This is a genomic window from Actinomadura alba (assembly GCF_014323705.1).
Lineage (GTDB): Bacteria > Actinomycetota > Actinomycetes > Streptosporangiales > Streptosporangiaceae > Actinomadura_C > Actinomadura_C alba.
Window position 1 is genome coordinate 1 of record NZ_JABVEC010000038.1, and the last position, 26936, is coordinate 26936.

General features: G+C 70.5%; 24 protein-coding genes. 10 read left to right on the forward strand and 14 right to left on the reverse strand.

The annotated features are described in order from the left end of the window. The 3 genes from HKK74_RS32605 to HKK74_RS32615 form a co-directional block, all read left to right on the forward strand. Window positions 1-1788, forward strand: a 1788-nt coding sequence (locus HKK74_RS32605; RefSeq protein WP_222723014.1) for an ABC transporter permease, incomplete at its 5' end; no start/stop codon positions are given. Window positions 1789-1812: 24 nt separating this feature from the next. After that, on the forward strand, window positions 1813-2970 hold the full coding sequence (locus HKK74_RS41680) for an ABC transporter ATP-binding protein (RefSeq protein WP_187247251.1): 1158 nt from the start codon (window positions 1813-1815) through the stop codon (window positions 2968-2970). Window positions 2971-2979: 9 nt separating this feature from the next. After that, window positions 2980-4278 (forward strand): MFS transporter, encoded by a 1299-nt coding sequence (locus tag HKK74_RS32615; protein ID WP_187247252.1) that lies wholly within the window; start codon window positions 2980-2982, stop codon window positions 4276-4278. Window positions 4279-4377: 99 nt separating this feature from the next. Here HKK74_RS32615 and HKK74_RS32620 read toward each other — a convergent pair whose 3' ends face one another. The 11 genes from HKK74_RS32620 to HKK74_RS32670 all read right to left on the reverse strand — a co-directional run bounded on the left by HKK74_RS32620 (window position 4378) and on the right by HKK74_RS32670 (window position 17402). Continuing rightward, the gene (locus tag HKK74_RS32620) at window positions 4378-6141 is read right to left on the reverse strand and encodes a thiamine pyrophosphate-binding protein (RefSeq protein WP_187247253.1); all 1764 of its coding nucleotides are present in this window, start codon (window positions 6139-6141) and stop codon (window positions 4378-4380) included. Between the two features lie 64 nt (window positions 6142-6205). Beyond that, window positions 6206-7723, reverse strand: a complete 1518-nt coding sequence (locus HKK74_RS32625) for an aldehyde dehydrogenase family protein (protein WP_187247254.1) — start codon at window positions 7721-7723, stop codon at window positions 6206-6208. Then, entirely contained in the window at window positions 7720-9606 is a 1887-nt protein-coding gene (locus tag HKK74_RS32630) for a thiamine pyrophosphate-binding protein (protein ID WP_187247255.1), read from the reverse strand. Before HKK74_RS32630 ends, HKK74_RS32625 begins: the two co-directional genes overlap by 4 nt. Next, the gene (locus HKK74_RS32635; RefSeq protein ID WP_187247256.1) at window positions 9603-10508 is read right to left on the reverse strand and encodes an AAA family ATPase; all 906 of its coding nucleotides are present in this window, start codon (window positions 10506-10508) and stop codon (window positions 9603-9605) included. Before HKK74_RS32635 ends, HKK74_RS32630 begins: the two co-directional genes overlap by 4 nt. 12 nt (window positions 10509-10520) lie before the next feature. After that, entirely contained in the window at window positions 10521-11588 is a 1068-nt protein-coding gene (locus HKK74_RS32640; RefSeq protein ID WP_187247257.1) for a cupin domain-containing protein, read from the reverse strand. Between the two features lie 91 nt (window positions 11589-11679). Further along, complete coding sequence (locus tag HKK74_RS32645; RefSeq protein WP_187247258.1) at window positions 11680-12219, reverse strand: methyltransferase family protein; 540 nt, start codon at window positions 12217-12219, stop codon at window positions 11680-11682. Between the two features lie 372 nt (window positions 12220-12591). Next, window positions 12592-13113, reverse strand: coding sequence for a nuclear transport factor 2 family protein (locus HKK74_RS32650; RefSeq protein WP_187247259.1), 522 nt, complete (start codon window positions 13111-13113; stop codon window positions 12592-12594). A gap of 129 nt (window positions 13114-13242) precedes the next feature. Further along, window positions 13243-13842: a cadmium resistance transporter gene (locus HKK74_RS32655; protein ID WP_187247260.1), complete on the reverse strand. Its 600-nt coding sequence runs from the start codon at window positions 13840-13842 to the stop codon at window positions 13243-13245. 129 nt (window positions 13843-13971) lie between these two features. Next, window positions 13972-15360, reverse strand: a complete 1389-nt coding sequence (locus HKK74_RS32660; protein WP_312882011.1) for a sensor histidine kinase — start codon at window positions 15358-15360, stop codon at window positions 13972-13974. Window positions 15361-15528: 168 nt separating this feature from the next. Next, the gene (locus HKK74_RS32665; RefSeq protein WP_425544354.1) at window positions 15529-16185 is read right to left on the reverse strand and encodes a response regulator; all 657 of its coding nucleotides are present in this window, start codon (window positions 16183-16185) and stop codon (window positions 15529-15531) included. Further along, on the reverse strand, window positions 16182-17402 hold the full coding sequence (locus HKK74_RS32670) for a sensor histidine kinase (RefSeq protein ID WP_222723016.1): 1221 nt from the start codon (window positions 17400-17402) through the stop codon (window positions 16182-16184). Before HKK74_RS32670 ends, HKK74_RS32665 begins: the two co-directional genes overlap by 4 nt. Before the next feature lie 169 nt (window positions 17403-17571). Between HKK74_RS32670 and HKK74_RS32675 the strand changes: the two genes are divergently transcribed. The 5 genes from HKK74_RS32675 (at window position 17572) to HKK74_RS32695 (ending at window position 22160) form a co-directional block, all read left to right on the forward strand. Then, the gene (locus HKK74_RS32675; RefSeq protein ID WP_187247261.1) at window positions 17572-18108 is read left to right on the forward strand and encodes a YceI family protein; all 537 of its coding nucleotides are present in this window, start codon (window positions 17572-17574) and stop codon (window positions 18106-18108) included. Beyond that, the gene (locus tag HKK74_RS32680) at window positions 18101-19063 is read left to right on the forward strand and encodes an ABC transporter ATP-binding protein (protein ID WP_187247262.1); all 963 of its coding nucleotides are present in this window, start codon (window positions 18101-18103) and stop codon (window positions 19061-19063) included. The genes HKK74_RS32675 and HKK74_RS32680 overlap by 8 nt, the downstream gene beginning before the upstream one ends. Further along, window positions 19060-19848 (forward strand): ABC transporter permease, encoded by a 789-nt coding sequence (locus HKK74_RS32685; protein ID WP_222723017.1) that lies wholly within the window; start codon window positions 19060-19062, stop codon window positions 19846-19848. The genes HKK74_RS32680 and HKK74_RS32685 overlap by 4 nt, the downstream gene beginning before the upstream one ends. 86 nt (window positions 19849-19934) lie before the next feature. Then, entirely contained in the window at window positions 19935-20759 is an 825-nt protein-coding gene (locus HKK74_RS32690) for an SAM-dependent methyltransferase (protein WP_187247263.1), read from the forward strand. A 189-nt stretch (window positions 20760-20948) separates the two neighbouring features. Continuing rightward, on the forward strand, window positions 20949-22160 hold the full coding sequence (locus HKK74_RS32695; protein ID WP_187247264.1) for a hypothetical protein: 1212 nt from the start codon (window positions 20949-20951) through the stop codon (window positions 22158-22160). A 64-nt stretch (window positions 22161-22224) separates the two neighbouring features. Here HKK74_RS32695 and HKK74_RS32700 read toward each other — a convergent pair whose 3' ends face one another. From HKK74_RS32700 to HKK74_RS32710, 3 genes are all read right to left on the reverse strand, one after another. Further along, window positions 22225-23211, reverse strand: a complete 987-nt coding sequence (locus HKK74_RS32700) for an NAD(P)-dependent alcohol dehydrogenase (protein ID WP_187247265.1) — start codon at window positions 23209-23211, stop codon at window positions 22225-22227. Between the two features lie 308 nt (window positions 23212-23519). Then, window positions 23520-24218 carry a TetR/AcrR family transcriptional regulator C-terminal domain-containing protein gene (locus HKK74_RS32705; protein ID WP_222723018.1) on the reverse strand — a complete coding sequence of 233 codons (699 nt, stop codon included), beginning with the start codon at window positions 24216-24218 and terminating at the stop codon, window positions 23520-23522. A gap of 99 nt (window positions 24219-24317) precedes the next feature. Then, entirely contained in the window at window positions 24318-24896 is a 579-nt protein-coding gene (locus HKK74_RS32710; RefSeq protein ID WP_187247266.1) for a helix-turn-helix domain-containing protein, read from the reverse strand. 45 nt (window positions 24897-24941) lie between these two features. Between HKK74_RS32710 and HKK74_RS32715 the strand changes: the two genes are divergently transcribed. Both HKK74_RS32715 and HKK74_RS32720 read left to right on the forward strand, forming a co-directional pair. After that, on the forward strand, window positions 24942-25466 hold the full coding sequence (locus HKK74_RS32715) for a GNAT family N-acetyltransferase (RefSeq protein ID WP_187247267.1): 525 nt from the start codon (window positions 24942-24944) through the stop codon (window positions 25464-25466). Further along, window positions 25463-26737: an MFS transporter gene (locus HKK74_RS32720; protein ID WP_187247268.1), complete on the forward strand. Its 1275-nt coding sequence runs from the start codon at window positions 25463-25465 to the stop codon at window positions 26735-26737. The genes HKK74_RS32715 and HKK74_RS32720 overlap by 4 nt, the downstream gene beginning before the upstream one ends. The last annotated feature ends 199 nt before the right edge of the window (window positions 26738-26936 follow it).

The following is a 26936-nucleotide window of genomic DNA, read 5'->3' on the forward strand; positions in this document are numbered from 1 at the left end:
GGCGGCGCCGCGCGCCTGCACCCGATACACCGCACAGCGGTCCGGAAGTGGGGTGAGGGCATGACCACGGCATCGACTGCCGTGCCGGCCACCGACGCGGCGGCCGGCCGACGGCGCCGGTGGTGGCCGAAACCGAAACTGATCATCATCGTCGCCGTGGCCTGTGTGATCGGCTACCTGGCGCTGGTGCCGCTCTACTACCTGCTCTGGGGGACCTTCTTCGACGCCCAGGGCTTCACCCTGGACGGCTTCTCGCGTGCGTACGGCGACGACGAGATCGGCGCGCTGGTCGTGAACTCGCTGTGGTTCGCGATCGGGTCGGCCGTGCTGTCGCTGGTCGTCGGCACCGCCCTGGCCTACTTCAACGTCCGTACGAACGTTCCGTTCAAGGCGTTGTTCTTCGCCGCGTCGATCATTCCGTTGATCATCCCGGGCATCCTCTACACGATCTCGTGGATCTTCCTCGCCAGCCCGGACATCGGCCTGCTCAACAAGCTGCTGGAGCCGGTCTTCGGCCCGGGCGTCCTCGACGTCTTCACGGTCTGGGGGATGATCTGGGTCGAGGGCCTGCACCTGTCGCCGATCGTGTTCCTGCTCATGGTGGCGGCGTTCCGGTCGATGGACCCCTCGCTGGAGGAGTCCGCGCTGATGTGCGGGGCGAGCCGGTGGCGGGTCTTCCTGAAGATCACGGTGCCGCTGACCCGCCCGGCCATCGTCGCGGCCGTGCTGATCATGGTCGTCCGCAGCCTGGAGAGCTTCGAGGTCCCGGCGCTGCTCGGCCTGCAGAACGGGATCTACGTCTTCACCAGCCGCATCTACTTCGTCCTGCGAACCTATCCGCCGGACCTCGGCGCGGCCGGCTCGCTGGCGGTGGGCCTCCTGGTGCTCGCGATGATCGGTGTCGCGATCTCCAACATCGTCGGCAGGTCCGGGAAGAGCTTCCAGACCGTGACCGGCAAGGGCTTCCGGCCCCGTCCGATGGAGCTCGGCAAATGGCGGCCGGTCATCGGGGTCGCCATCGTCCTGTACTTCTTCTGCACGGTGGTCGGGCCGCTGCTCGTCCTTCTCTACACGTCGTTCCTGCCCTACTATCAGCCGCCGTCGCTCGCCGCGATCAAGTCGATGACCCTGGACAACTACCGCGAGCTGCTGGAGATGTCCCAGGCGATGACCGCGCTGAAGAACTCTCTCTTCCTCGGCATCGGCTCGGCCACCCTCGTCATGGCGGGGATGGCGATCGCCGCCTGGATCGTCGTCCGCTCCCGGATCCCCGGACGGCAGCTCGTCGACCAGTTCGCGTTCGTGCCGCTGGTGATCCCCGGGCTCGTCCTCGGGCTCGCGCTCTCGTTCGTCTACCTGCGCAGCCCGATTCCGATCTACGGGACGATCTTCATCCTGCTGATCGCCTACTGCACGCGGTACATGCCGTACGGCATGCGCTACGCGGTCACGTCGATGCACCAGATCTCCTCGGAGCTCGAGGAGTCCGCGCAGGTCAGTGGTGCCAGCTGGTGGCAGACGTTCCGGCGGGTGCTGCTGCCGCTGCTGTCACCGGGCCTCATGGCCGGATGGATCTACATTCTCGTCGTCTCGTTCCGGGAGCTGTCCAGCTCGATCCTGCTCTACAGCCCGGGCAACGAGGTCCTCTCCATCCTCATCTTCGAGCAGTACGAGAACGGCCAGTTCACCGTGTTGTCGGCGCTCGGCGTCGTCATGGTGCTCACCCTCGTCGTCCTCGTCAGCATCGCCTACAAGCTCGGCGCCAAGGTCGGGCTGCGGCAAGACTGAGCCAACGCCCAATCAGGAGGACAAGTGCTCCGCATAGACAACCTCGTCAAGACCTTCGACGGCGAGCGCCGCCGGCGCCACGCGCGCGGGTCGAAGACCGACAAGACCGAACCGGCCAGGGTGTTCGCCGTCAGCGACATCAGCTTCAACGTCGAGAACGGCGAGCTGTTCACCCTGCTCGGCCCGTCCGGCTGCGGCAAGACCACCACCCTTCGCTCGATCGCCGGCCTCGAGCGTCCCGACTCGGGGACCATCGAGGTGGGGGACCGGGTCCTGTTCTCCGGCGGTGCGGGGCGCAAACCGGTGAACGTCCCCGCCAACGAGCGGGGGCTGGGCATGGTCTTCCAGTCCTACGCCATCTGGCCGCACATGTCGGTGTTCGACAACGTCGCCTTCCCCCTGCAGGTGAAGAGCCGTAACGAACGGCTCGGCAAGAAACAGATCGCCGAACGGGTGATGCGCGTCCTGGACACCATGGAGCTGGCCGAGCTCGCCGACCGGCAGGCGACCAAGCTCTCCGGCGGGCAGCAGCAGCGGCTCGCCCTCGCCCGCGCGCTGGTCATCGAGCCCCCGCTGCTGCTGCTGGACGAGCCGCTGTCCAACCTCGACGCGAAGCTCCGCGAGTCCCTGCGTTACGAGCTCAAGCGGCTGCAGCGCGACCTCGGGATCACCTCGGTGTACGTCACGCATGACCAGACCGAGGCGCTGGTGCTCAGCACCTCGATCGCCGTCATGAAGAGCGGCGACGTCATGCAGCTCGGGCGTCCCAGGGAGATCTACGAGAACCCGAACTGCCGGTTCGTCGCCGAGTTCATCGGCACGTCGAACTTCATCGCGGGCAACGTGGTGTCCAAGGAGGGCGACCGTTACACCGTCAACACGGCGGACGGGTTGCTCGTACTCGACGCGGCCGCCGCGATCCCGATCGGCGGCGACGTCATCGTCTCGATCCGCCCTGAGGCCGTGGAGGTCAGCACGGGCTCCCGCGCGGGCGAGGTGCCGAACGAGTGGACGGGCACCGTGACGACCCGCGCGTTCCTCGGGGAGTCCGTCGACCATGTCGTCAGCGTCGGCCGCCACGAGATCCGCGCCCGGGGCAACCCGGCGGTGTCGATCAAGCCGGGGACCGAGGTCTACCTGCGCCTGGATCCCGGCAAGCTGGCTCTGGTACCGGTCGACTGAGGGGGGCGGATGAGCCTGCCCGCGGTCCTGCGCGACCGCGACTTCGGTCTCTACTGGGCCGGGGTCGTCTTCTCGCAGATCGGCACCCGCGGTACCGTGGCCGCCAACCTCTTTCACCTGTACCAGCTCACCGGCTCGATCGCCTACACGGGGCTGGTCGGGGCGGCCCAGGCGGTCGCGCTGCTGGTGCTCAGCCCGCTGGGCGGGGCACTCGCCGACCGGGTCGACCGGCGCCGGCTGCTCCAGGCGGCGCAGGCGGTGGCGCTGCTCGTGGCGGCGACGCTCGCCTGGCTGACGCTGACCGGCAACGCGCGTGCGTGGCACGTGGTCGTGTCCGTGGTGCTCACCACCGCCGCGGCCACGTTCGACCAGCCCGCCCGGCAGGCGCTCATCCCGGCGCTGGTGCCCAAGGGGCAGATCGCCCAGGCGATCGCCCTGCTCAACCCGTCACGGGAACTCGCGATCCTGGTCGGGCCGCTGATGGCCGGCGTGCTGATCACGCTCGCCGGCCCCGGCCTGATGTACGCCGTCGACGCGGTGACGTACGGGCTGCTCGTGGCGGTGCTCGCCATGCTCAGGGTGCCGGCGCTGCGCCCGCCGGAGGAGCGGCGGTCCGTGCTGGGGTCGATCGTCGAGGGAGCGCGGTACATCTCGCGCCGCCCGCTGATCTACAACCTGATGGCGCTGGACATCTCTGCGACGGTGTTCAGCGCCTACCGCGTTCTGTTGCCCGCGCTCGCGGTCGACGTGCTGAAGGTCGGCTCGACCGGGTACGGCGTGCTGTCGAGCGCACCGTCGGCCGGGGCGCTGCTCGCCACCTACTCCGTGTTCCGCACCGTCGAGCGCAGCCGCCGGCAGGGCCGGGTGCTCCTGTGGTCGACCGTGTTGTACGGGGTGGCCGCTCTGCTCCTGGCCCAGTCCCCGGTGTTCGTACTGGCGGTCCTCGCCGCCGGGCTGCTCGGCGCCTTCGACGCGATGGCGACCACGATCCGCCATGCCGCCGTACAGATCGACACCCCGGACGAACTGCGCGGGCGGGTCACCGCCTTCTACCAGATGTCATCTCGTGGCGGACCGGCCGTCGGCGACGTGGTCGTCGGCGCGTTCGCCGCGGTGGTGGGGCCGATGACGGCGCTCACCGTCGGAGCGCTGGGCCCGATCGTCGTGGGGGGCTCGTTCCTGCTGCGCGGCAACGTCGTTCGCGGCTACACCGGCGGGGTGGAGGAGGACGCCGATCCCGGCGCGCCTCCCAAGGCCGCGGGCCCGTCGTCCCCCGAGGTGACCGCCCGGCGGGGAAAGGACGGCTGACGCCCGCGCCGGCGGGCCGCGAGGGAGCGGCCGCCGGCGCGGACGTGCGCGAGGTGCCCGAGGTGCCCTGCGCGAGGTGCGCGAGGTGCGCGGACACCGCTATTTCGGCCGGCACACCACGTCGACCAGGGCCGGGCGGCCGGTCGCGAGTACGTGGTCCGCGGCCCGGCGCACCGCCTCCCGTACCCGCTGCGGGTCGGTCACCGGGCCTTCGGCCCACCAGTCGAAGCCACGGGCGATGGCCGCGAAGTCCGGCGCCGGCTCGTCGATCGCCATCCCGACGCTCGCCCGCTCCAGCGGGGTGCCCCGCTGCCGCGCCAGCCGTTCCTGATGCTCCCAGTCGTTGTAGTAGGCGCGATTGTTGAACATCACGACGAGCAGCGGCAGCTCGTACCGGCTCGCCACCCAGAGAGCGCCGACGTCGAACATCAGGTCGCCGTCGGGCTGCAGGTCCACCACGAGCCGGCCGGAGCCCTTGTGCGCGAGCGCCACCCCCAGCGAGATGCCGATCTGGGTCGCCGTGCCGAGCTGGCGGCCCGGGTGACGATGCGGGCGATCGAAGTCCCAGGTGCGCAGCGCCCACTCCGCGGCGGTGCCCGCTGTGAGCACCCAATCGTGGTCGCGGACGACCTCCCACACCTCGGCGGCGAGCCGGGAGGTCGACACGGGCGACAGGTCGGCCATCTCGTCGGCCGTGCGCCGCCAGCCGTCCCAGGTCGAGCGGTGCGTCGCGCGCAACCACTCCCGCCAGTGCTCCCGGTCCTCCCGGCGGTCGTGCGGCTCGTCGGCGAGGACGCGCCGGCACTCCTCCAGCAGCATGGGCAGGGCCACCTCGGTGTCCGCGGTGACCTGCAGGTCGGTCGCCGTGAGCTCGGCGTAGTCCTCACTCCAGGAGGAGATCCCGACATCGTTGAAACCGAGGTCCAGCACGGCGCACCCGGCGGCCAGCCGGGAGGTCATCCGCCGGGTCGTCGACTCCAGGCGCTGGGTCGCCTTGCCCATGTCCTTCACGTCGACGAAGAGCACGCAGTCCGCGTTCTCGATCGCCTCCGATCCGGTCACGTTGAGTTCGTGACGGTTCGGGAAGTTCAGCCGCCAGTGCGTGTCGACCGCTCCGACGCCGACCTCCTCGGCCAGCCGCACGAGGACGTCGAACGAGCCGGGGTGACGCCCGGGGTAGCCGAGGACCATCACCGGACGCCGCGCGGCGCAGAGCCGTTCGGCCAGCGTCCGCAGCGCGCCCGGTTCCGGCGCGTGCGGTGACGGTACGGCGGCGAGGCGGGGAACGTCGTCGACGGGTACGGGATCGGTGATCCGATCCTCCTGCAGCCCGGCGTCGAGCGCGACGTAGACCGGACCGCGTGGCTGCGCCATCGCGATCCGGTGGGCGCGCGAGAGGACCGTGGGCACCGAGGCCAGCGAGCGGGGCTCGTGATCCCATTTCGTATAAGCGCGCACCGCTTCGCCCTGGACGTTCGCTGAGTGGATCCAGTCGATGTTCGGTCGCCGCCGGGCGTGGTCGGCGGGACCGGATCCGCCGAGGACGAGGACCGGCGTCCGGTCGATGTAGGCGTAGTAGACCCCCATCGTGCCGTGCAGCAGCCCGACCAGGTCGTGCAGGATCACCGCCATCGGCTCGCCGGTCGCCTTGGCGTAGCCATGTGCGACGCCCATGGCGATCTTCTCGTGCGGGCATTCGATCATGGTGATCTCGTCGCCGCCGTAGTTCACCAGCGAGTCGTGCAGACCGCGAAAGGACGAGCCCGGATTGAGGGCCACGTACTTCAGTCCGAGCCGGCGCAGGACGTCGACCATGACGTCGGACCCCCACACCGGCTCGTCGTAGGGCGCGAAGTTCGTCACCAGAGCACCTCCATGTTCCGGGCGCGGGGCGTCGTACGGCCCGGCGCCGTCCGCCCGCGCGGGTTCAGCACAGGGTCACCGCGACGGTCTTCTCGCGGGTGAAGGACAGCAGGTCCTCGAGGCAGTTCTCCTTGCCGAGACCGCTGCTCTTCCAGCCGCCGAAGGGCGTTCCCGCGGGGCGGCGGCCCGTGCCGTTGACGTAGACGTAGCCGGCCTCGAGCGCGGCGGCGGTCCGGTGCGCCGCGGTCACGTCCCGGGTCCACACGTTGGCCGTCAGGCCGAGCGGTGTCGCGTTGGCGCGGCGTACGACCTCGTCGACGTCACGCCAGGTGAGCACCGACATGACCGGGCCGAAGACCTCCTCGCGCACCACCGTCATGCCGTCGTCGAGGCCGGTCAGCACGGTCGGCTCGACGAAGAAGCCCCGGGCCCTCCCGGCCGGGCGGCCGCCGCCGTACGCGACCGTCGCCCCCTCCCGGCGGGCGGTGTCGAGGTGGCCAAGAACGCGTTCGTAGTGCGCGCGGAACGCGAGCGGTCCGACCTCGGTGCGATCGTCCATCGGGTCGCCGACCCGAAGCTCGGACAGGCGGCCGACGAGCTCTTCGAGGAACCGGTCCGCGATCTCGGCGTGCACGAAGATCCGGGAGGTGGACCCGCAGGACTGCCCGGTACAGCGGGCGATGTTCATCCCGGTGACGGCGGCGCGCGCCGCCGCGGCCACGTCGACGTCGGGGAAGACGATGATCGGGTTCTTGCCGCCGAGTTCGAGCGTGACGTGCTTGACGGCGTCGGCGGCGCCGCGGAGCACGGCGCGACCGGAGGGGACCGATCCGGTGAACGCGACACGGTGCACCTCGGGGTGGGCCACCAGTGCCGCACCGGCGGTGGGACCACGGCCGGTGACGACGTTGAGCACCCCGGCGGGCAGCACGTCGGCCCCGATGCGGGCCAGCTCGAGGGCCGACAGCGACGTCTGCTCACCGGGCTTGAGTACGACGGTGTTCCCGGCGGCCAGCGGGGCCGCGATCTTGCCGGCGGCGAACTTGAACGGGTGGTTGAACGGCACGATCCGGCCCACCACGCCGTACGGCTCGCGGGTGGTGTAGACGACGGTGTCCGGGGCCGGCGGGGCGGTGCTGCCGCGCGTCTCCGAGGCGATGCCCGCGTAGTAGAGGATCTGGGAGACGGCTCCCGTGAGGTCGCCGCGCATCCCCGCCAAGGGCAGGCCGGCATCGCGGACGTCCAGCCGCGCCAGGTCCTCCGCCTCGGCCTCGACCCGGGCCGCGAGTTCCCGCAGCAGCGCCGCGCGCCGGGCCCAGCCGAGGTCGCGCCACGCTCCGCGCGCCTCCTGTGCCGCCGCCACGGCGGCGGCCACGTCCTCGGAGTCGCCGTCCGGGAAGGTGGCGATGAGCTCCTCGCTGGTGGGATCGACCGCCTCGATGCGGCCGCCGGCCGCGGCGTCGACCCAGGACCCGCCGATGTGCATCATCCGGTGCCGTACGGGGTGCCGGCCGGCGGCCTCGCCCGTCCCGACCTCTCCGCTCATCTCAGCGTCTCCCTCGCTCTTCACCCGGCTGCTCATCTCGGTGCCACCCTCGCGTGGACGACCGCGGTCGCCCCGTCCCGCGCGGCGTGAACGGCGCGGCGCAACGCCGGGCCCAGATCGTCGGGAGCCTCGACCGGCCCTTCGGCCCAGCAGCCGTAGGACCGGGCCAGCGTGGCGATGTCGACGGCCGGATCGGCGATGCGCATGCCGATCCAGCGGTTCTCGACCGGCCGGCCGCGCTCGCGCGCCACCTGCGCCTGATGCGGCTCGTCGTTGTAGAACGAGCCGTTGTCGTTGACGACGATCAGGGCCGGCACCTGGTAGTGAGCGGCGGTCCAGAGCGCGCCGGAGGCCATCAGCAGGTCCCCGTCCCCGATGATCCCGACGCCGAGCCGGCCGCCGTCCCGGGCGGCCAGCGCACCGCCGACCAGGGCACCCGGCCCGTAGCCGACGCCGCCGCCACCGGAGTGCCCGAGGTAGTGGCCGGCCCCGGCCAGCTGCCACAGACCCTCGGGCCAGGTCCGGGTGTTGCGCAGGCAGAGCAGGTGATCGACCTCCCGTACGGCTTCCCACGTCTCGGCCACCAGACGGGCCGGCGAGATCGGACGGTCGGCGAAGCGCGCGGCGGCGCGGTCGCGCTGCCGCCGCCGCAGGCCCGCGGCGCGGGCGACGACGGCGTCGCGGCGGGCCGCCGCCGCGCGCCGGTCGACCCGGTCGGCCAGCGCGTCGTGCAGCAGCCGCAGGCCGAGCAGCGGGTCGCTGAGCAACTGGACGTCGCGGGGGAGCGGCGCGGCGAACGCGTTGCTCCACGAGCGAAGGCCCAGGTCCCCATGGGAGAGATCGATGACGACCGGGCCATCGGCAACGCCCGCCGGAGCCCGCTGTCGCGGCGCGCCGGCCGGTCCGCGGCCGTCCCCGGAACCGGCGGGCCCTTGGCCGCTGCCGGAAGCGGCACGCCCGCGGCCGTCCCCGGCAGCGGGACGCAGCACGGCGGCGAGGTCGACCACGTCGACGGCGAGCACGACGTCCGCCTCGTCGATGACGCTCCGGTCGCCGGTGCAGTTCTGCGGATGGGCGGTCGGCAGCGCCGACCAGTTCCGGTCGTCGTGGTAGGCGGCACCGAGCACCTCGACCAGCGCCGCGAGGGGCGCCGTCGTGGCCGGGTCGAGGGCGACGCGGCCAGCCAGGACGACCGGGCGCTTGGCCTCGGCGAGCACCGTCGCGGCGTGTTCCAGCACGGCGGGGTCGGGGCCGAAGGCGGGAGCCGGTGCGAACCGGGACAGGTCGGGTGGCGGTACCGGCCGGTCGAGCCGTTCCTCCTGTACACCGGCGTCGAGCGAGACGTACGCCGGCCCGCGCGGGGCGGACAGCGCCCGCTGCCGGGCACGCACGATGTCGGCCGCGAACGCGGCCGGGGTGGCGGGCTCGGCGTCCCAGACCACGAAGTCACGTACCGACTGGGCCTGGGTCGTCGCGGAGTGGATCCAGTCCACCGGTCGGCGCCGAGCCGGGTCGGCCGGGCCGCTCCCGCCGAGCAGCAGCAACGGCGCCCGGTCGCACCACGCGTTGTAGACGGCCATCGAGGCGTGCATGAGCCCGACCAGGTCGTGCACGGCCGCCACGCCGAGCCGCCCGGTCGCCTTGGCCCAGCCGTGCGCGACCGCGACCGCGATCTCCTCGTGCAGGCACAGCAGGAGCTGCGGTCCGTCGTTGCGACCGTGGTTGACGATCGAGTCGTGCAGTCCACGGAACGAGGAGCCCGGATTCATCGGCAGGTACGGCACGTCGAGCGCGTGCAGCACGTCGACGACCACGTCGCTGCCCCACGCGGCGGGCTCGCGCCCCCCGGGGAGCCCGGCGGGCCGCTCCACCGCGCGGTGGCCGGCGGCGGCCGGCCCACGTTCGAGCTCCGCCGTCATCGCGCACCCACCGGTGCAGCGAACCCGGCAGCCTCGTCCACCGCGGCGAACAGATCCTCGGCCGTGAGCCGCGTGGGGTCCTCGGCCAGCACGGGGCACCGCGCCACGGCGGCGAGGATCACCTTCCGGGCCCGGCGGCCGTCGAAATCCGCGCACCGGCCGGCGAGTTCCGCGTGCAGTACGCCGTCCTCGGCGAGGGGCCGCACCGCCGGCCACAGTGTGGCGAGCTCGGTCAGCGACGACCCGATGATCCTGGCGAGAACCTCCTCACCCGGCAGGCCGAGTTCGAGCACGAGGTCCGCTCGGGACAGGAACGCCTCGTCCACGGCGGCGGTGAAGTTGGTGGTCGCCAGCAGCAGGACGTGCGGGCAGGCGGCACGCAGCGCGTCGAGGCCGGCGAGCACGGCGTCGGTGGCCCGGTGCACGTCCACCGGGTTGGTCTCGAACGACGCCGTGGCACGGCGCACGGCGAGCGCCTCGACCTCGTCGACGATGACGACGGTGTGCGGCCGGCGCGCGGCGAGTTCGGGCAGCGTCTCGGTGAACAGCCGGCGTACGGCGCGCTGGCTCTCTCCGAGCATCTCGCTCGGGAAGGCGTGCGGGTCGACCTCGGCGAGCGTCGTCGCCCCCCGCCCTGCGACCGCCGTCGCGGCGGCCTGGGCGAGGCCCTGGCACAGGGTGGTCTTGCCGGTGCCCGGCGGCCCGGAGAGCACGACCAGGCCGTGCGGCGGGCCCGACAGCGACCGCAGCGCCCGGCCGTGCCGGAGCACGAGGACCGCCGTGCCGAGCAGGCGTTCCTTCGTGCCCGGCGGCACGATGATCGAGTCCCAGGGCCCGTCGTGATGGCCGGCGGGCAGGACGTGGATGCCGCTGATCCCCTCCGGCAGGTGTGTCACGGTCACTCCGGTCACCCGTCAGGGCCAGGTCGGGCGCCTGAGCGCCGGCCACTGGACGGTCGTCGGATCTTCGGCCTGCTTGTCGCGGATGTGCGGGGGCGGCTCCTCGAAGAGCACCAGGGGGTCGCACAGCGCTCGCATGGTCTCGAGCAGGCTGTCGAACATGTGGATCCGCACGACCTTGGCGGTCTTCTCCGGGTCGTCGTTGAAGTGCCGGTGCCAGAGGAAGTGGTCGACGACGATCAGATCGCCCTTCTTCCAGGGGTGCACCGTGCCGCCCTCGGGCTCGGTGCCCAGGTAGGTGTGGCCGGACCCCTCCACCACGTAGAGCCAGGCCTCGCCGGGATGCCGGTGCATCGACTGGCCCCGGCCGGGGGCGATCTCGAACATGGCCATCGTGATGCCGGACGCCTGGTAGCCGATGGCGCGGTCGAGCAGGAAGGTGGTCCGGGTGCCCCGGGGCGTGTTGACCAGCTCGAGGTCGTCCCAGCTGGTGTGCAGCCGTCCCGCGCGCCGTGACCGCTGCTCGCGGCCGAGGCGGCGGACCCTGCGGGCGTACGGGTCGTCACCGTCGAGGTGCTGCGTGTACGCCGGGCGGCCGGGGAGTTCGGAGTGGGGTGTGTCGCCGGCGTCCTCGAGGACGGACATGCCCATCGTCTCGAGCATCGGCTCGCTGGAGAAGGTCAGGTAGCGCGCGGTCTCGGTGCCCTCGTTGCCGGAGCGGTGCCAGGCCCAGGCCGGGAGGTGCAGCGCGTCGCCGGGGCCCCACTCGATCCGCTGCCCGTCGATCTCGGTCCAGCCCCAGCCCGCGACGACGAACACCATCGCGTCCCACGAGTGCCGGTGGACGGTCGTCGTCGTTCCCGGATCGAACTCGTGCACAAGGGCGTCCATGGTGCGGGTGGGACGGTCGCCGTCGGCTCCGACGTAGACCCCGACGCGGCCGCCGCGCTCGGTCGGGTGTGTCGTGACGTCCTCGAGGGCCACGATGTCCCGGTGGTTCCGGCGCCAGTCCTCGATGAACTTGGCGCGCCTGCTCTTCTGGACCTGGTAGTGGCTGACGCCTGTGGTCGTCCGGGTCGTCACGAGCATACCTCCAATGGACTTACCATTAGACATACCTTGTCAGATAGAGGTGGGCCGCACAAGAGCACGGCTGCCCGCGCCCACCGCCGGGCTACGCATCCTCGCCGCAGGTGCCAGGTCGGGGAGCGGGCGGCCGGTCGTCCCGCACCGGACCGCCTTCCGGCCGGCCGTGCCGGTCACCAGTGGGCGGCCGGGGGACCCACCGCGGCGTCCGCGCGCAGTAGTCGTCATAGGCCGGGCCGAACTGCTCGCGCAGCCGCTTCTCGTCCTGGCGGACCCGGTCGGCGAACCACCTCAGGTGCCAGCCCAGCAGGCCGGCCGCCACCGGTGACCCGGACGAGAGCGCGAGCCCGGTCAGGAAGACGAGGTGCCCTCCGTACATCGGGTTGCGCGTCCAGCGGTACGGCCCGTCCTCGACGAGACGCTCCGGCATCCCCTGGGACATGCCGGGCGGCCCGCCCGACCTCGGCAGTCGGTACGCTCCGGCGAGCCGGTAGGCGGCGTAACCGGCGGCCATCAAGGGCAGGCCGCTGCCACGTACGCGCCGGCGGCTCAGGGCCTGCTCGACGCCCACCACCAGCGGCCAGATCACGAACGTCCGGGTGGACGTGGACGACAAGGACATCCGCATGTGGGTCTCCGGAAAGGCTGAGACGGCGGTCCCCCCCCCGCGGGGCGAGTGAGGGACACCGCGAACCTGGCGATGTCGTAGATCAGCTTCTCCGGGTACATCGCGCTGATCTGTCCGCCCGGCTCGGGCAGTGAATCCATGACGCTCACCGACAACCCACGGAAGCCGGCGCAGTGGGCGCCGTAGAGCCCTACCGGGCCCGGCACCAATGATCAGCACATCGGCATTGGGTGCCTGCCGCAGTTGCGCGTCCATGCACTCCCTCGCGGATCTAGAGCATCATGGTTAATGGTATAATCTTTTTACCAAGAACCGCAATGGCGTGCCGGTCGTACCGCTTCGCCGTCATCGGCAGGCCACCCGCCGGGGACCTCAACTCCCGGTCGGCGGGACGTTCCCCCAGTACTCGTGCAGCGCGCTGATCCGCTCGCCGCTCACCTCCACGATGATCGTCTCCCAGTTCAGGTATCCGGCCGTCGACGGCGAGCCACCACGGGACTCGTACTCGTAAAGAACCCGGCGGCCCATGGTCGTCACGCCCGTGCGCTCGCCGATCACGCGGTTGCCGTTGTCGGCGTGGAACCTCGCCCATTCCGCGACCGCCCGCCGCCCGGCCTCGCCCTCGTGACGCCCTCGCCACTCGCCTTCGGGGAACCAGAAGGAGAAGCGCGGGGTCAGGACGGCCAGGAACGGATCCCACTCGCCGGTGCGCCACCCGTGGTCGAAGCGGTCCATGGCTCGGTCGGCCGTCCTCCGCACACCGCCGGAGCCGGTCGCCGAGGCGTGCCCCGGGGTGGCGAGCACGGCGGCACCGGCCAGGCCGCCGACGGCGGCACCGAGCAGCGCCCGCCGCGACCCGGCGTCGGGCCGGCGCGCGGCAGGACGATCGGTCATCAGTGGTTTCGCTCTGTAGATCATGAGACCCGAATAGACCATGAGAGACCGAAAGACCGGATAAGCGACGAGGACCGTCGACGGGCACCCCCGGGCACGTCGTTCGGATGCCTCGCCGCCGGTGGTCGGCTACCCGCCGAAGGCGCCGCCTTCGACGAGGATGAGCAGGCCGATGGCGATCAGCACCAGCGGCAGCAGGACGTGCCCCCATCGGCTCAGCGCCTCGGCGATGATCGGACGGGTGGCGAAGAACCGTCCGGCGAGGCACCAGACCGCCACCAGCGCGAGGAAGACCACGGCGTACACGCTCATCGCACCGGCGCCGGCGGCGGCGAAGACCGGTACGTAGACACCGATGTTGTCGCCGCCATTGGCGAAGGTGACCGCGGCGACCTCCAGCAGGCGCGGTCCGCTCCGGCGGGTCCGGTCCGGGTCGTCGTCGCCGCTCCGGCGGGTCTTCCACGCCTGCCAGGCGGCCTTCAACCCAAGGGCGAGTGGGAGCAGGCCGAGGTAGGGGACGGCGGGCTCAGGCAGGAAGGTGGCACCGTACGCGGCGGGTACGGCGACCGCCAGGATCCCGGCGAAGCCGAGGTACTGCCCGGCCGTGATCCGGACGGCTGAACCGCGGTGCCCCGCGCCCTGGGCGAAGAACAGCGAAAGGATGAGGATGTCGTCGATGTTGGTGACGGCGAACAGCCCGGCCGCCTGCCCGATGATGCCCAGGTTCACGAAGGGGTGATCTTCCTCTCGGGGGTGAGGAGCCGGAACGCGTGACTCCCTTCCTACCGTGGGCCCGTGCGGGGGTGATGCCGCTCATGGCCTGGTCTCTTCTCAGTGGGGGGGCAGGCGTCCGGGCGATCAGGGGCTCTGTGGCGCGGTGTCGGTGCCGGTCGCGGACGGCGGCGGTGGCTCCCATCGGGGCAGCCGCAGGATGAAGCGGGCTCCGCGCTCGCTGTCCTCGACGGTCAGGGTGCCGCCGTGCACCTCGGCGATCTGGCGGGCGATCGCGAGTCCCAGCCCGCTGCCGCCGGCGTCTCGGTCGCGGGCGGTGTCCAGCCGGACGAAGCGCGTGAAGACCACCTCGCGCGCCTCGGCGGGGATTCCGGCGCCGTCGTCGGTCACCTCCACGACCGCTTCGCAACCATCGCCTCGCACGGTGATCGTGATCTGTGAGGTGGCATGGCGTTCGGCGTTGTCCACCAGGTTGGAGAGCAGGCGGGTGATCTGTGTCCGGTCGAACCGTGCGAGTACGCCCGGCTGGAGGTTCCTGACGACCTCCACCGCGTGGGTACGGCGGTTCAGTTCGGTCTCCACTATCCCGGTCAGGTCGGTCGGGTCGCGGGGGAGGGCCGCTCCCGCGTCCAGGCGGGCGAGGAGCAGCAGGTCGGTCACGAGTTCCTGCAGGCGATCGGTGGCGGCGAGCACGGCCTGCCCGATCTGCGGCCAGTCGGTGTCGTCGGGGTACATCAGCGCCTCCTCCATCTGGGCGCGGATGGCGGTGAGCGGGCTGCGGACCTCGTGTGAGGCGTCGGAGGTGAAACGTCGTAGTTGCGAGTAGGCGGCCTCGAGCCGGGCGAGGGTGCTGTTCACGCTCGTGGCCAGGACCCCGATCTCGTCCTGGCTCCCGGGCACCGGGACCCGCCGGTGGATGTCGCTGGCCGTGATCTCGTCCATCTCGGCCCGGATTGCCTCGACCGGCGCCAGGGTCCGGCCGACCGCCCGGTAGACGCCCATGGTCATCATCGCGGTGATCAGCAGGGCAACGGCCACCAAGAAGATCACAAGGGGACCGTCGGCGTACCAGGGGACCACGGGAAGCGCGATGTAGACCGTCCAGTTCCCGTCGGGCTGGTACATCTTGTAGGCCACGACCGTTCTGCAGTCCCGGAGACCGATGGGGGGACACAGCGTCCGCTCGGCGCGGACCCGGTCGCCGGTCGGCTGGAAGGCGGCCATCGGCGGCTTGCCGGTGATCTGCGGGGTCGCCGTGACGACCTGTCCTCGCGGGTTCAGGACCTGGATCGCCTCGTCCCCGTTCGGGGCGAGTTTGATCGGGAACGAGCGTTGCTCGATGTGGTTCCGCATTCGGTCGACGGCCTCGGTGACCAGTCGCTGCCTGTCGTGGGTCTCCCTGTAATGGACGTCGACCACCACCAGCACACCGATGATGGTGCAGACCAGCGCGGCGAAGATGCCGGTCACCAGCGTGATCCGGACCCGTAGAGACGATCGAATGGAGACGGGCACCCGACCCCCTGAGGGTGAAGTGATCATCTCTTTAAAGCATGGACCCGAACCAGCCCCCACCAATCCCACAATGGGGCAAAAATCCGTCGTTCTCGCATTAACTCGCTCGCACGTGCCGCGGCACGTGCGCGCTCTCTGGGCATCGCCGTTAGCTCGAACGGCGATGAACTAGGAACCGACGACGCCCGCGTCGTGCGCGATCAGCCCGGCCTGGGTGCGATTCACGCAGCCCAGCTTGTCCAGCATCCGCGACACATAGCCCTTGATCGTGGCTTCCGACAGGTAAAGTCGCGCCGCGATCTGCGCGTTCGACAGGCCCTCGCCGACGCCGGTGAGCACCTCGACCTCCCGCTCGGTCAGCGACGCGACGAGCTTCCGCGCGCGGTCGCGAGCCGGCAGGCTGTCGGTCGATGCCGCGATCAGCCGGCGGGCGGCGACGGGCGACAGCACGGTGTTCCCCTCGGCGGCCACCTGCACGAGACCGATCAGATCCTCCGGTGGGGTGGACTTGACCAGGAACCCGGCCGCGCCGGCCCGCAGCGCTCGCAGCACGTACTGATCGGCGTCGAACGTCGTGAGCACCACGACGACCGGTGGGTCGGCGAGCTCACTGATGCGCTCGATCGCGGTGAGCCCGTCCATTCTCGGCATTCGCAGGTCCATGAGCACCACGTCCGGCCGGCAGCGCACGACCGCGTCGACGCCGGCGGCCCCGTCGTACGCCTGGCCGACGACCTCGATGTCGGCGGCCGAACCCAGAATCGTACGCAGATGCGCGCACACCATCGGCTCGTCGTCCACGACGACCACCCGCACCACGGTCACGCCACCGATTCCGCGGTGGGCACGTAGGCGGGCAGCGTCGCCTCGACGCGGAATCCGCCGTCCGGCGCGCGCCCGGCGCGCAGTGTGCCGTGCACGAGCTCGATGCGCTGCCGGAGGTTGACGATGCCCAGGCCGGAGCCGGTGTCGGCCAGGCCGCTGGGTCGGCCCGTCGGCGGCGTGTTGCGGATCGTGAGCCGTACCTGCGTCTTGTCGTAATGGACCCGCACGGTCACCCGCGCGCCGGGCGCGTGCTTGCGCACGTTCGTCAGCGCCTCTCGTACGATGCGGTACGCCGTGCGCCCGACCAGCGGTGAGGCGAGCGCCGGGTCACCGTCCTCGACCAGTTCGGCCGGTGTCCCCACCGCGGTCGACTCCGCTATCAGCGTGGCGAGACCCGATACCGAAGGCGTCTCATCTCCCTCCGGCACCGTGCGCAGGATGCCGACCAGGTCCCGCAGCTCCTCCAGCGCCTGGCAGCCCGCAGCCCGCAGTTCCTCCGCCGCCTGCCGGGTCGCCTCATCGGGCGCGGTCACCCGCATCGCGCCGGCCTGCAAGACCATCAGGCTCACCCGGTGGGTCACGATGTCGTGCATCTCGCCGGCCAGCCGCGCCCGTTCGTCGGCACGGGCCTGCTCGGCGAGCAGGAAGCGTTCGCGCTCGGCCCGCTCGACGCGTTCGGTCAGCATCCGCACCATCCGCCTGCGGGCGTCGCAGTACAGGGCCAGGAGCGGCCCGAGGGTCGTGCGGGACAGCCCGATCGTGATGATCATGAGTGACGGCTGCCACGGGCGCGCGACGATGATCGCCAAGACGGCGATGGCGATGTACGCCGTCCGCCGGTTCCTCCGGTAGAAGATCGGCCCGTACGCCGCCAGCGCCGTCGCGAAGGGTGCCCACACATTGCCGGCATGCGCGGGCGTCAGCGCGCCCGCCGGCCAGATCAACAGCGTCACCGCGAGCGTGAACGCGCCCAGGACGGCGACGACCGTCAGCGGTGCCCGGCGGCGGGCGGCCAAGGAGAGACAGGCGGCCGCCTGCACGCCCAGCATGACCCAGGCGAGCGTGCCGGGGTGGGCCGGCCACCACGTCGCACCGGCCAGCGTCGCCGCGGTATCGATCACCACGAAGAAGATCGCGATCGCCACGTCCATCGCGAACCAATGCCGACGATGCCACGGCCCGTCGGTCGTGCCGCACACGGCCGGTCCGTCAGTCATGGCGCATACGGTATGTCATCCTCGCGCGCGCAGGGCGTGCGCGAAACGTTCGGCCGGGGCGACAACCTACGAAAGTCGTATGCCCGGGCGTTACGGGCATCCCATCGTCGTTTCAGGACCAGACCGCTCGCCCTGCCGGACTGCACCCCGGTGACCGTGCAATGGGTGCATGCGAACGAACCGAGATCATGCTGAGACGGCACCCCGGCTGGGCCGTTACGAGGTCGACGCCGGCCACTCGACCGTCACGTTCCGGACCCGGCACCTGTACGGCCTCGCGCCGGTTCGCGGCACCTTCGCGATCCGGACCGGGACGATCGACATCACCGAGCCGCTCGCCGACTCGGGCGTCCACGTGGAGATCGAGACGGCGAGCTTCCACACCGGAAATCGGCAGCGGGACGCCCAGGTGCGCTCGGCGCGCTTCCTCGATGCCGGCCGGTACCCCGTCATGACCTTCGTTTCCGGACGCCTGGACGGTTCCACCCTCACCGGCACGTTGACCGTACGCGATGTCGCCCGGCCGGTCAGCCTGTCGATCGAGAGCTCCGTCGTGGCGCCGCGGTCGTTCACTTTGCGCGCCACGACGCGCATCGACCGGACCGAGTTCGGGGTGACCGCGTCCCGCGGGCTGACCGGACGTTACCTCGACGTGTCACTGGAGGTCCGATGCGTGAGCGACGTCGGCGGGCTCACGCATGCCTGACGCGGTCGTGGTGGAGGGGCTGAGCAAGAGGTACGGCGCGGTGGAGGCCGTGCGCGGGGTGAGCTTCACCGTCGGGCACGGAGAGATTTTCGCGTTGCTCGGTCCGAACGGCGCCGGCAAGACCACCACGCTGGAGATCCTCGAGGGGTTCCGCACGCGTGACGCCGGACGGGTCGAGGTGCTCGGCCGCGACCCCGGCGACCGGGCGGAGGGGCGGGCGCTGCGCGAGCGGATCGGGCTGGTGCTGCAGGACATCGCGGTCGAACCGTATCTGACGGTGCGCGAGACGATCGCACGCGATGCGGGCTACTACCCGTCGCCCCGGGACGTCGACGAGGTCATCCGCTTGGTCGGCCTCGCAGGGCAGGAGAGGCGGAAGGTCAAGGCCTTGTCCGGCGGTCAGAAGCGGCGCCTGGACCTGGCGCTGGGGGTGATAGGTGACCCGAGCCTGCTGTTCCTCGACGAGCCGACGACCGGGTTCGACCCAAGCGCGCGCCGCAGCGCGTGGCAGAACGTGCGCGACCTGCGCGACGCGGGGACCACCATCGTGCTCACCACGCACTACATGGACGAAGCGCAGGCGCTGGCCGACCGGGTGGCGGTGATCTCCGACGGCGAGATCGTGGCCGAGGGGACACCGTCCACCATCGGCGGACGCGACATCGCCCGGGCCCGGATCCGGTTCGCCCTGCCGGACGGCTGCTCGGTCGCCGAACTGCCGGTTGCCGGACTGCCGGTCGATGCCGTGCCGGCCGAGGCCGTGCCGGGCGACGGTCTGGTGACCGTGGAGACGAGAAAGCCGACGGAAGCGCTGCACGAGCTGACCGGCTGGGCCCTGCGGCACGGCATGGTGCTCGACCGGCTCACGGTCGACCGGCCGAGCCTCGAGGACGTCTACCTGCGCCTGACCGAGCACGGCGCACCGGAACACAACACGCGAAGGAGTACGCGGTGAGCACCGCCACCCACCGGGCCTGGCACCGTGACCTCGCCCTGTTGTGGCACCAGATCCGGTACGAGCAGCTGTCGTTCTGGCGCAACCCGCAGAGCGCGTTCTTCACGTTCGTGTTCCCGGTCGTGATCATCACGATCTTCGGTGCGATGTTCGCCGGAGGTGATGAGGACTCGTACTTCTACGGCCTGTCGGCCCTGGAGTACTACGTGCCCACGATCGCAGCCGTGTCCGTGCTGGGCTCCTGTTACAGCCAGCTCGCGATCGTGCTCGCGATGCGGCGTCAGAACGGGATCCTCAAGCGGGTGCGGGCGACGCCGCTGCCGGCATGGATGTACTTCCTCGGGCTTCTGGCGCACTGCGTGGTGGTCAGTGTCGTGGACGTCGCCCTCATCGTCGGTGTCGGCGGCCTCTTCGGAGTGCCATTCCCCTCTCCCGCCCAGCTGCCCGCGATCGCCGTGACCCTTGTGCTCGGAGCGGCCGCTTTCTGCGCGCTGGGCGTCGCGGTGGCCTCCCTGATCCGCAATTCCGAGGCCGCGCCATCGGTCGTACAGGTCATCCTGTTCCCGCTCGTTTTCATCTCCGGCACGTACTTCCCGATTCACTCCGGCGTGCTGAACCGCATCTCCGGCGCGCTTCCGGTACGGCCGTTTAACGAGGCCCTTCTCGGGCCCTTCGCCCAGCACACCGGTTTCGACTGGCGCAACCTCGGTGTGCTGCTCGCCTGGGGGGCTGTCGGGGCAATGGTCGCCGTGCGTCGGTTCCGCTGGGATCCCCGACCGGAATGAGAAGTTCCGACTCGGCCCCGCCGTTCCGGGAGGCACTCTAAGATCACCCGTGTGACGTCCGGTACGGCTGTGACAAGGGGACCGAGATGACAGATGATCTTCAGCGTTCTGTGTCGGCCGGGCAGAGGTCTCCCGCGATCGATGTCGAGACTCCGCACGCGGCGCGGATCTGGAATTACTGGATGGGCGGTAAGGACAACTACGCCGCTGATCGTGCGGCCGGGGATGCTGTGGCGCAGGTGTATCCGGAAATCGTGACGATGGCGCGGGAGTCGCGTCATTTTCTGATCCGGGCTGTGCGGTATCTGGCGGCCGAGGCAGGGGTCCGGCAGTTCCTGGACATCGGCACCGGTCTGCCGACGATGCAGAACACCCATGAGGTCGCCCAGCAGGTCGCACCGGACTCCAAGATCGTTTATGTCGACAACGATCCGCTGGTGCTGTTGCACGCTCGTGCTCTGCTGGTCAATACCACCCCTGAGGGGGTGACCACTTATGTGGACGCCGACTACCACGATCCAGAGCAGATCGTCGCCGACGCGGCGAACGTGCTGAACCTGAACCTGCCGGTCGCGGTCATGTTCATGGGCGTGCTCGGCTACGAGCCCGATTTCGAGCGGATCCGCTCGATTCTGGGCACCGTGATGGCCGCGGTCCCCTCCGGCAGCCACCTGGTGGCCTGGGACGGCACCGACACCGGCGAGGCCGTGGTCGAGGGCGGTGAGAAGCTCGTGGAGAGCGGCGGCGTCCCCTACGTGCTCCGCAGCCCCGAACAGCTCGCCCGGTTCTTCGACGGCCTCGAGATGGTCGAGCCCGGCCTGGTGCCCATCCCCGAGTGGCGGCGCGAGATCGCCGGCATCGGTGCGGCGGAGCGCTTGGACGCCTACGGCGCCGTCGCCCGCAAACCCTGAGACGCCGTCAAGTTGGCGGAGCTCCGGGAGCGGCTCGTCGCGGCGGCCCGCGAGATGGCGGACCGGCTGCGGTGATCACTTGTGTGGTGCCCACCCCGCCGGTGTGAGCGTCACATTCCCTGGCCGGAAGCTGACAGCGTGTCCTGCCCTCTGGCCACAGGCCCCGTACCGGTGGAACCTCGGAACGTGATGAGCAGCGAGCGCGAGCCGGACCGGGCGCAGGCGGTGGCGGTCGATTTCCAGCCGGTGAAGTTCACCTCGTCCTGGCGCGAGGAGGCACTGGCCCGGATCTGTGAGTTGCGCGCTCTGACCGGCTCCTTGCGGTTCCGTGAGGGACTGGACGCCGAGGCCGCCAAGCTCCTCACCGATGCCGAGACCGAACTCGCGCACGCGCACCAAGCCGCGCAACGGCGGCGGATCGGCGGGGCGCTGACCGGCGCCGCGGTGCAGCGGGTGCACGCTCATCTCGACGCGGCCGAGGTGCTCGTGCTGCGGGCGGCTCCGCTCGGGTACGTACGTGGCCAGACGGCGGCCCTCGTCGTCTACATCCGACGTCACCTGCTGCCCAGCGATCCGCGCTGCCAAAGCGCGGAAAAGGTGCTCGAGGCGGAGGGCATCGGCGTGCGGGCGACCGACGTCCCCGCCGGCGGGGACGCGACGCCCCGTACCGCCGTCGGCACCCGACGCGGGCGCGGTTCCGCGGCCGCCGCCCCGGCCGGCGCCCGGCAGATGTCGCCGGTCGACCGGGAACGGCTGGTCGCCGCGGTGCAGGGCTCGATGGCCGAGGCCCGCAACGAGCAGATGCGGGTGCGGAGCTTCCGCAACCTCCTGCTGATCTTCGCGGGCGTGCTCCTCGTGCTGGCGACGGGTGTCTGCGTGATCGGAGTGGCGGCGCCGGAGAAGCTCCCGGTGTGCTTCCATCCGGTGCAGGTCGCACAGTCCCAGGCCCAAACGCGAAGGATCGTCTGCCCTACGCGGGAGTCCGCGCTCCCGGCGCAGGCGGACGTCGATGACGTGGTCGCCGACACGGTGGACCCATGGGACGTCCCGCTGATCGAGTTCCTCGGACTCCTCGCCGCGGCCGTCGCCACGGCCACCGCGCTCCGCAAGGTCCGCGGCACGAGCACGCCGTACAGCCTGCCCGCCGCGCTCGCACTTCTGAAGCTGCCGCTCGGGGCGCTGACCGCGCTGCTCGGCCTGATCCTGATGCGCGGCAACTTCGTCCCGGGGCTGAGCGCGCTCGACAGCTCGGCCCAGATCATCGGCTGGGCCGTGGTCTTCGGGTACGCACAGCAGGCGTTCACACAGGTCGTCGACCGCAAAGCACAGGACCTGCTGGAGGACGTCGGTGGTGCCGAGCAGCGAGAGAAACCGGCGGCCGCCGCGCCGCAACGCCAATGACCCGGCATCCGGCCCGGCGCCACGTCGACCGCGCCACGGGAGTCCTCGAGGCGTTGGCACGGTCTCAGACCGTGATGACGACCTTTCCCGGGACGTGACCCGCTTCCTGGTATTCGACGGCCGCCGGGATCTCGTCGAATGCGAAACGCCGGTCGATGACCGGAGTGATCCTGCCGTCCTCAATGAGCCGCGTCAGCGTCATCAGGTTCTGTTTTTTCTCCTTGCATCGGACCACGTCCGCCATGGCCAGTCTCTGGGACACGAACGGCGACGCCGCGAGCGACGCGAACACGTGACCTGCGGGTTGTAGCCATCGACCGGCCGGCCCACCGACGGCGACGTAGGTCCCTTTGCGTGTCAGCACCCGCCGGCATGCCGATCCCGATCGGCTTCCCGCGACGTCGAGCAGAAGTTCGTAGCGCCGGCCATTCCGCGTGAAGTCCGCTGTGGTGTAGTCGATGACCTCGGTTGCGCCGAGCGATCGGACCAGGTCCACGTTGCGCGTGCTGCAGACGCCGGTGACCTCCGCGCCGAACGCCCGGGCGATCTGGACGGCGAACGTACCCACGCCTCCCGAAGCCCCGTTGATGAGGACCTTCTGCCCCGGCTGGATTCGTCCCTGGTCGCGCAGGCCCAGCAGGGCGGTGTTGGCCGCCAGCGGTACCGCCGCCGCCTGCTCGAACGAGAGGTTCTTCGGTTTCGGTGCCAGTTCGTCTTCCCCGACGCACACGTACTCGGCGAATCCGCCGTGCTCGAGTTGCGCGAACACCTCGTCGCCGGGACGGAACCCCGTCACGTTCTTGCCGACCGCCTCCACCTCACCCGCCATGTCGGAGCCCAGGATGCCGAACCTCGGCTTGCGCAGCCCGGGGCCGCCCGGCATCAGCCGCGCGATGTACGGCTCGCCTCTCATGTGGTGCCAGTCATAGGGCTGTACGGAGGTGGCGCGCACCCGCACCAGCACCTCGTCGTCGCCGGGCACGGGCTTGTCGATGTCGGTGAGATCCAGGACCTCGGGTGAGCCGTACGAGCGCAGGACGAACGCCTTCATCACATTCCCCTGATCCATCGCGGGTGGCCGGTGTGCATGTGGCAGATGCGGACGAGGTCATTCGCATGATCACCGCACTGCGGACGGAGCCGGTGATTCGGTCGTGGATACATGGGGCCTCTTCCTCCCTCGCGGAACGCTCTTCGCTTTCGTACGCCGTAAGTCGTACGTCGTAAGGTAATCGTACGGCGTAAGGCAGTCAAGGGATGGTGGTGACCAGGTCGTTGCGCGGGTGGTTCAGCAGTCGCCGGTCGTGCCGGCGGGCCCGTTCGTCGTCGCGCGCGATGGACGATCGGAAACGGGGGAGGTCAGGCCGTCTCGCGTATCCTGTCGAGACCGTCGAGGATCAGATCGAGCCCGAACTCGAACTCGAACTGGTCGTCGCACCAACCCAACGTGGAATCGGGGTCGTCATGGGCGACCTCCATCATCATGCCGACGAGGTGGGGGAGTCGGTCGGCCATCTCGAGCATGGCCGCGCCTCCCTCGTCACCGGCTCCGTCGCTCGGATCGAACAACTCATGGGTGAAACCCAGGGCCCGGCTCCCCAGGGCATGCAGCGCGTGGTGCGCCAGGTCGTTCGAGAAGCCACCGTCTCGCATGAGCCCGACCAGTGCATCGATGTACTGCACCACCGCCGGGCTCAGGTTGGTGCGCGTGTCGAAGACGCCAGGCGCCCAGGGGTGGCGAAGGAGGACCTCGCGAGCGGACAGGATCCTCTGGCGCACGGCCTTCTTCCAGTCGGGTCCCTTGGAGGGCGCATCGATCTGGTCGACGACGTCATTGATCTCCGTGGCGATGACATCGGCGATGCCGTCCAGGACCTCTTCCTTGTTGGCCACGTGGTAGTAGAGGGACATCGCCTCGGCCCCGAGCTCTTCCGCGAGCCGGCGCATCGTCAGCGACTCGATGCCACCTTGGTCGGCGACGTCGACCGCGGCCCGTAGCACCCGCTCTCTGCTCAACGGGATTCGGGGCTCGGGTTTCCGCTCGTTTCGGGCGGTCACTTACATCAACCCTCCTCAGCGCCATATCGTACAAGGTAAGTCTGGGCGCAGCGCCGCTGGCCGGCTGAGGTTGATCATGCTTCGTCCGGGCGCCGATCCTCAGGCGGGCGGCCGGGCTGTGCGGGGGCGCATGATGAGCGCGGCGACGTAATACGTGCACGGCCCACGGCCGGGATTGGCGTAGGCGTGGGTGACGTCGGCGGCGAAGTACGCCGAGTCTCCCTTTTTCAAGTCGACGGACCTGTCCGCGATGGTCAGCCGGAGCGTCCCGGACTCGACGACGACGTACTCGTGGGAGCCCGGGGCGTACGCCGGGTACCGGCCGGCGTCGCAGTCCGGCGGCAGGGTGGAGCGGATCCATTCGAAGTTCACGCCGGGCACGACCGGTGTGAGGATCACCCTCCGCCACCCGCCGGGTTCATCGACGCTGTCCTGGTCGGCGGCGCGGCGCACGATGATGCGGTTGTCGTCGGGTTGGGCCACGAGGTGGGAAAGTGAGACGCCGAGCCCGTCCGCGATGCGGGCGAGCACCAGGACCGTTGGTGCCTTCTGACCGCGCTCGACCGAAGAGAGCATGCTCACGCTCACGTCCGCCACCTCGGCCAGCCGCTGAAGCGTCAAGGACTGATCGCGCCGCAATGCGTGGATCCGCCTGCCCAGTGCTTCGAGATCCAACATTCCTCTATAATGCCACTTATTTTCGCTATAGAGAAATGAGCGTTCGTGCCGGTCTCAGAAGCCACGATCCGCCCGGCGACCTCCGCAGACCTCGGGGCCGTGGCAGACGTCTACGCCCACTACGTCACCCACACCGTGATCACGTTCGAGGAGACCCCGCCGACGGTCGCCGACTGGCAGCGGAGGTTCGACCACTTCGCCGGTCAGGAGCTCCCCTTCCTGGTCGCCGAGGTGTCCGGCGAGGTCGCCGGGTATGCCCATGCCCGCCCCTGGCGTTCCAAGCCGGCCTACCGGTACACCCTGGAGGACACGATCTACCTGTCACCTGATCGGGTCGGCCGGGGAGTGGGCAGCGCCCTGCTGGGCGCGTTGCTGACCCGGTGTGCCCAGGCCGGTGCACGGCAGATGATCGCTGTCATCGCCGACACCGGAAGCGACACGTCGGCCGTTCTCCACCGTCGCTTCGGCTTCAACCATGTGGGCCGGCTCACGAGTGTCGGGTACAAGCACGGCCGCTGGATCGACACGCTGCTGATGCAGCGAGTCCTGACCGCGGGCCAGAACGGATGAGCCGGGACGAGGGGAGCGTCCAGGCGCCCGCGCCGGCAGCCGCCGGACAAGCGAGGCGGGCCCTTGCCGCCCTGTGCGTCACCGAGATCACCAGCTGGGGAATCCTCTACTACTCCTTCCAGGTGGCGCTGACCGAAGTGACGCACGACACGGGTTGGTCGGCAACGGCGGCGATGGGCGCGTTCTCGTTAGGTCTGCTCACCAGTGCGGCGGCCGGTGTGCCGGTCGGCCGGCTTCTGGATCGGCACGGCCCTCGCAAGGTGATGACCACCGGGTCGGTGCTGGGGACCGGCGCACTCGTGGCGGTGGCCGCCGCGCCGAGCCTTCCGTGGTTCGCGCTCGCATGGGTGCTGACCGGGCTGGCCCAGTCGATGCTGCTCTACCCGCCGGCCTTCGCCGCCCTCACCCGCTGGTACGGCCCTGACCGGATGCGGGCTCTGACCACCCTGTCACTGGTCGCCGGGCTGGCCAGCACCGTGTACGCGCCGTTGACCGCCCTGCTCGTCACCCACCTGGGCTGGCGGGCGACCTACCTGGTGCTGGCCGTGCTCCTGGGCGCGGTGACCTTCCCACTGCACATCTTCTGCTTGATCCCGCCCTGGCCCACGGCGTCCGTGCGATCGCGAGCACAGTCCACCGCCCGCGTCCGCGACGTGGTGCCCAGCCGAGCGTTCCTGCTCTTGGCCGCCGCGATGTGCCTGGCCGGTTTCGGGCTCTACGCCGCCACCACCAACCTGGTGCCCCTTTTCATCAGCCGTGGAATCAGCACCACCACCGCCGCAATCGCTCTCGGCCTCTGTGGCGCCGGGCAACTACTCGGGCGCCTCGCCTACCCCGTCCTGACCCGAAAGACGAGTCCCCGGGCTCGTACCACGGCCATACTGGCCGCCGGTGCCGTCAGCATCGCGGCGCTCGCCGCGATCCCCGGCCCCCTCCCGCTGCTGATCGCGGCGACCGTTGTCGCGGGTGCCGTCCGTGGGGCGTACACGCTGATCCAGGCCACCGCCGTCAGCGATCGCTGGGGCATCCACCATTTCGCCACCCTCAATGCGATCGCCATCGCCCCGGCCGGCATCGCCATCGCGCTCGCCCCGGCGTCCGGGGCGCTGTTCGCCGCCCATCTCGACGGCTACCCCGCCGCCTTCTCACTTCTAGCCGTCGTCGCCGTCATTGGCGCCGGGCTCGCGACCGGCACGGCAGCCGGACATCCGGACGATCGGGCACCGGACCACCCTGAAGGTGCGCTCGCTCGCGGAAAAGCGTCATCATGACCGCCGGCGACGGAGATCGCAGTACGGAAAGTGGGTGCCCGGTCATACGTCGTTGTACGGAACCGGCCATCGGTGCAGCCGGACCGGCAGGGATGTGGTGGCCGGCAGTCGGCCGGATGGCCAGATCCGCCCCGACGAACTTGTCCACAGCTCGCCCTCAGTTGCATCGGCAGGACTCTCGCCGTCCAAGAGGGAGGCG

Excerpts from the sequence above, each read along its gene's own strand:
- HKK74_RS32615 (WP_187247252.1), top strand. The coding sequence starts at position 2,980 with ATGAGCCTGCCCGCGGTCCTGCGCGACCGCGACTTCGGTCTCTACTGG.
- HKK74_RS32625 (WP_187247254.1), bottom strand. The coding sequence starts at position 7,723 with ATGAGCAGCCGGGTGAAGAGCGAGGGAGACGCTGAGATGAGCGGAGAG.
- HKK74_RS32630 (WP_187247255.1), bottom strand. The coding sequence starts at position 9,606 with ATGACGGCGGAGCTCGAACGTGGGCCGGCCGCCGCCGGCCACCGCGCG.
- HKK74_RS32645 (WP_187247258.1), bottom strand. The coding sequence starts at position 12,219 with ATGCGGATGTCCTTGTCGTCCACGTCCACCCGGACGTTCGTGATCTGG.
- HKK74_RS32650 (WP_187247259.1), bottom strand. The coding sequence starts at position 13,113 with ATGACCGATCGTCCTGCCGCGCGCCGGCCCGACGCCGGGTCGCGGCGG.
- HKK74_RS32670 (WP_222723016.1), bottom strand. The coding sequence starts at position 17,402 with ATGACTGACGGACCGGCCGTGTGCGGCACGACCGACGGGCCGTGGCAT.
- HKK74_RS32675 (WP_187247261.1), top strand. The coding sequence starts at position 17,572 with ATGCGAACGAACCGAGATCATGCTGAGACGGCACCCCGGCTGGGCCGT.
- HKK74_RS32680 (WP_187247262.1), top strand. The coding sequence starts at position 18,101 with ATGCCTGACGCGGTCGTGGTGGAGGGGCTGAGCAAGAGGTACGGCGCG.
- HKK74_RS32690 (WP_187247263.1), top strand. The coding sequence starts at position 19,935 with ATGACAGATGATCTTCAGCGTTCTGTGTCGGCCGGGCAGAGGTCTCCC.
- HKK74_RS32695 (WP_187247264.1), top strand. The coding sequence starts at position 20,949 with ATGAGCAGCGAGCGCGAGCCGGACCGGGCGCAGGCGGTGGCGGTCGAT.
- HKK74_RS32700 (WP_187247265.1), bottom strand. The coding sequence starts at position 23,211 with ATGAAGGCGTTCGTCCTGCGCTCGTACGGCTCACCCGAGGTCCTGGAT.
- HKK74_RS32710 (WP_187247266.1), bottom strand. The coding sequence starts at position 24,896 with ATGTTGGATCTCGAAGCACTGGGCAGGCGGATCCACGCATTGCGGCGC.
- HKK74_RS32720 (WP_187247268.1), top strand. The coding sequence starts at position 25,463 with ATGAGCCGGGACGAGGGGAGCGTCCAGGCGCCCGCGCCGGCAGCCGCC.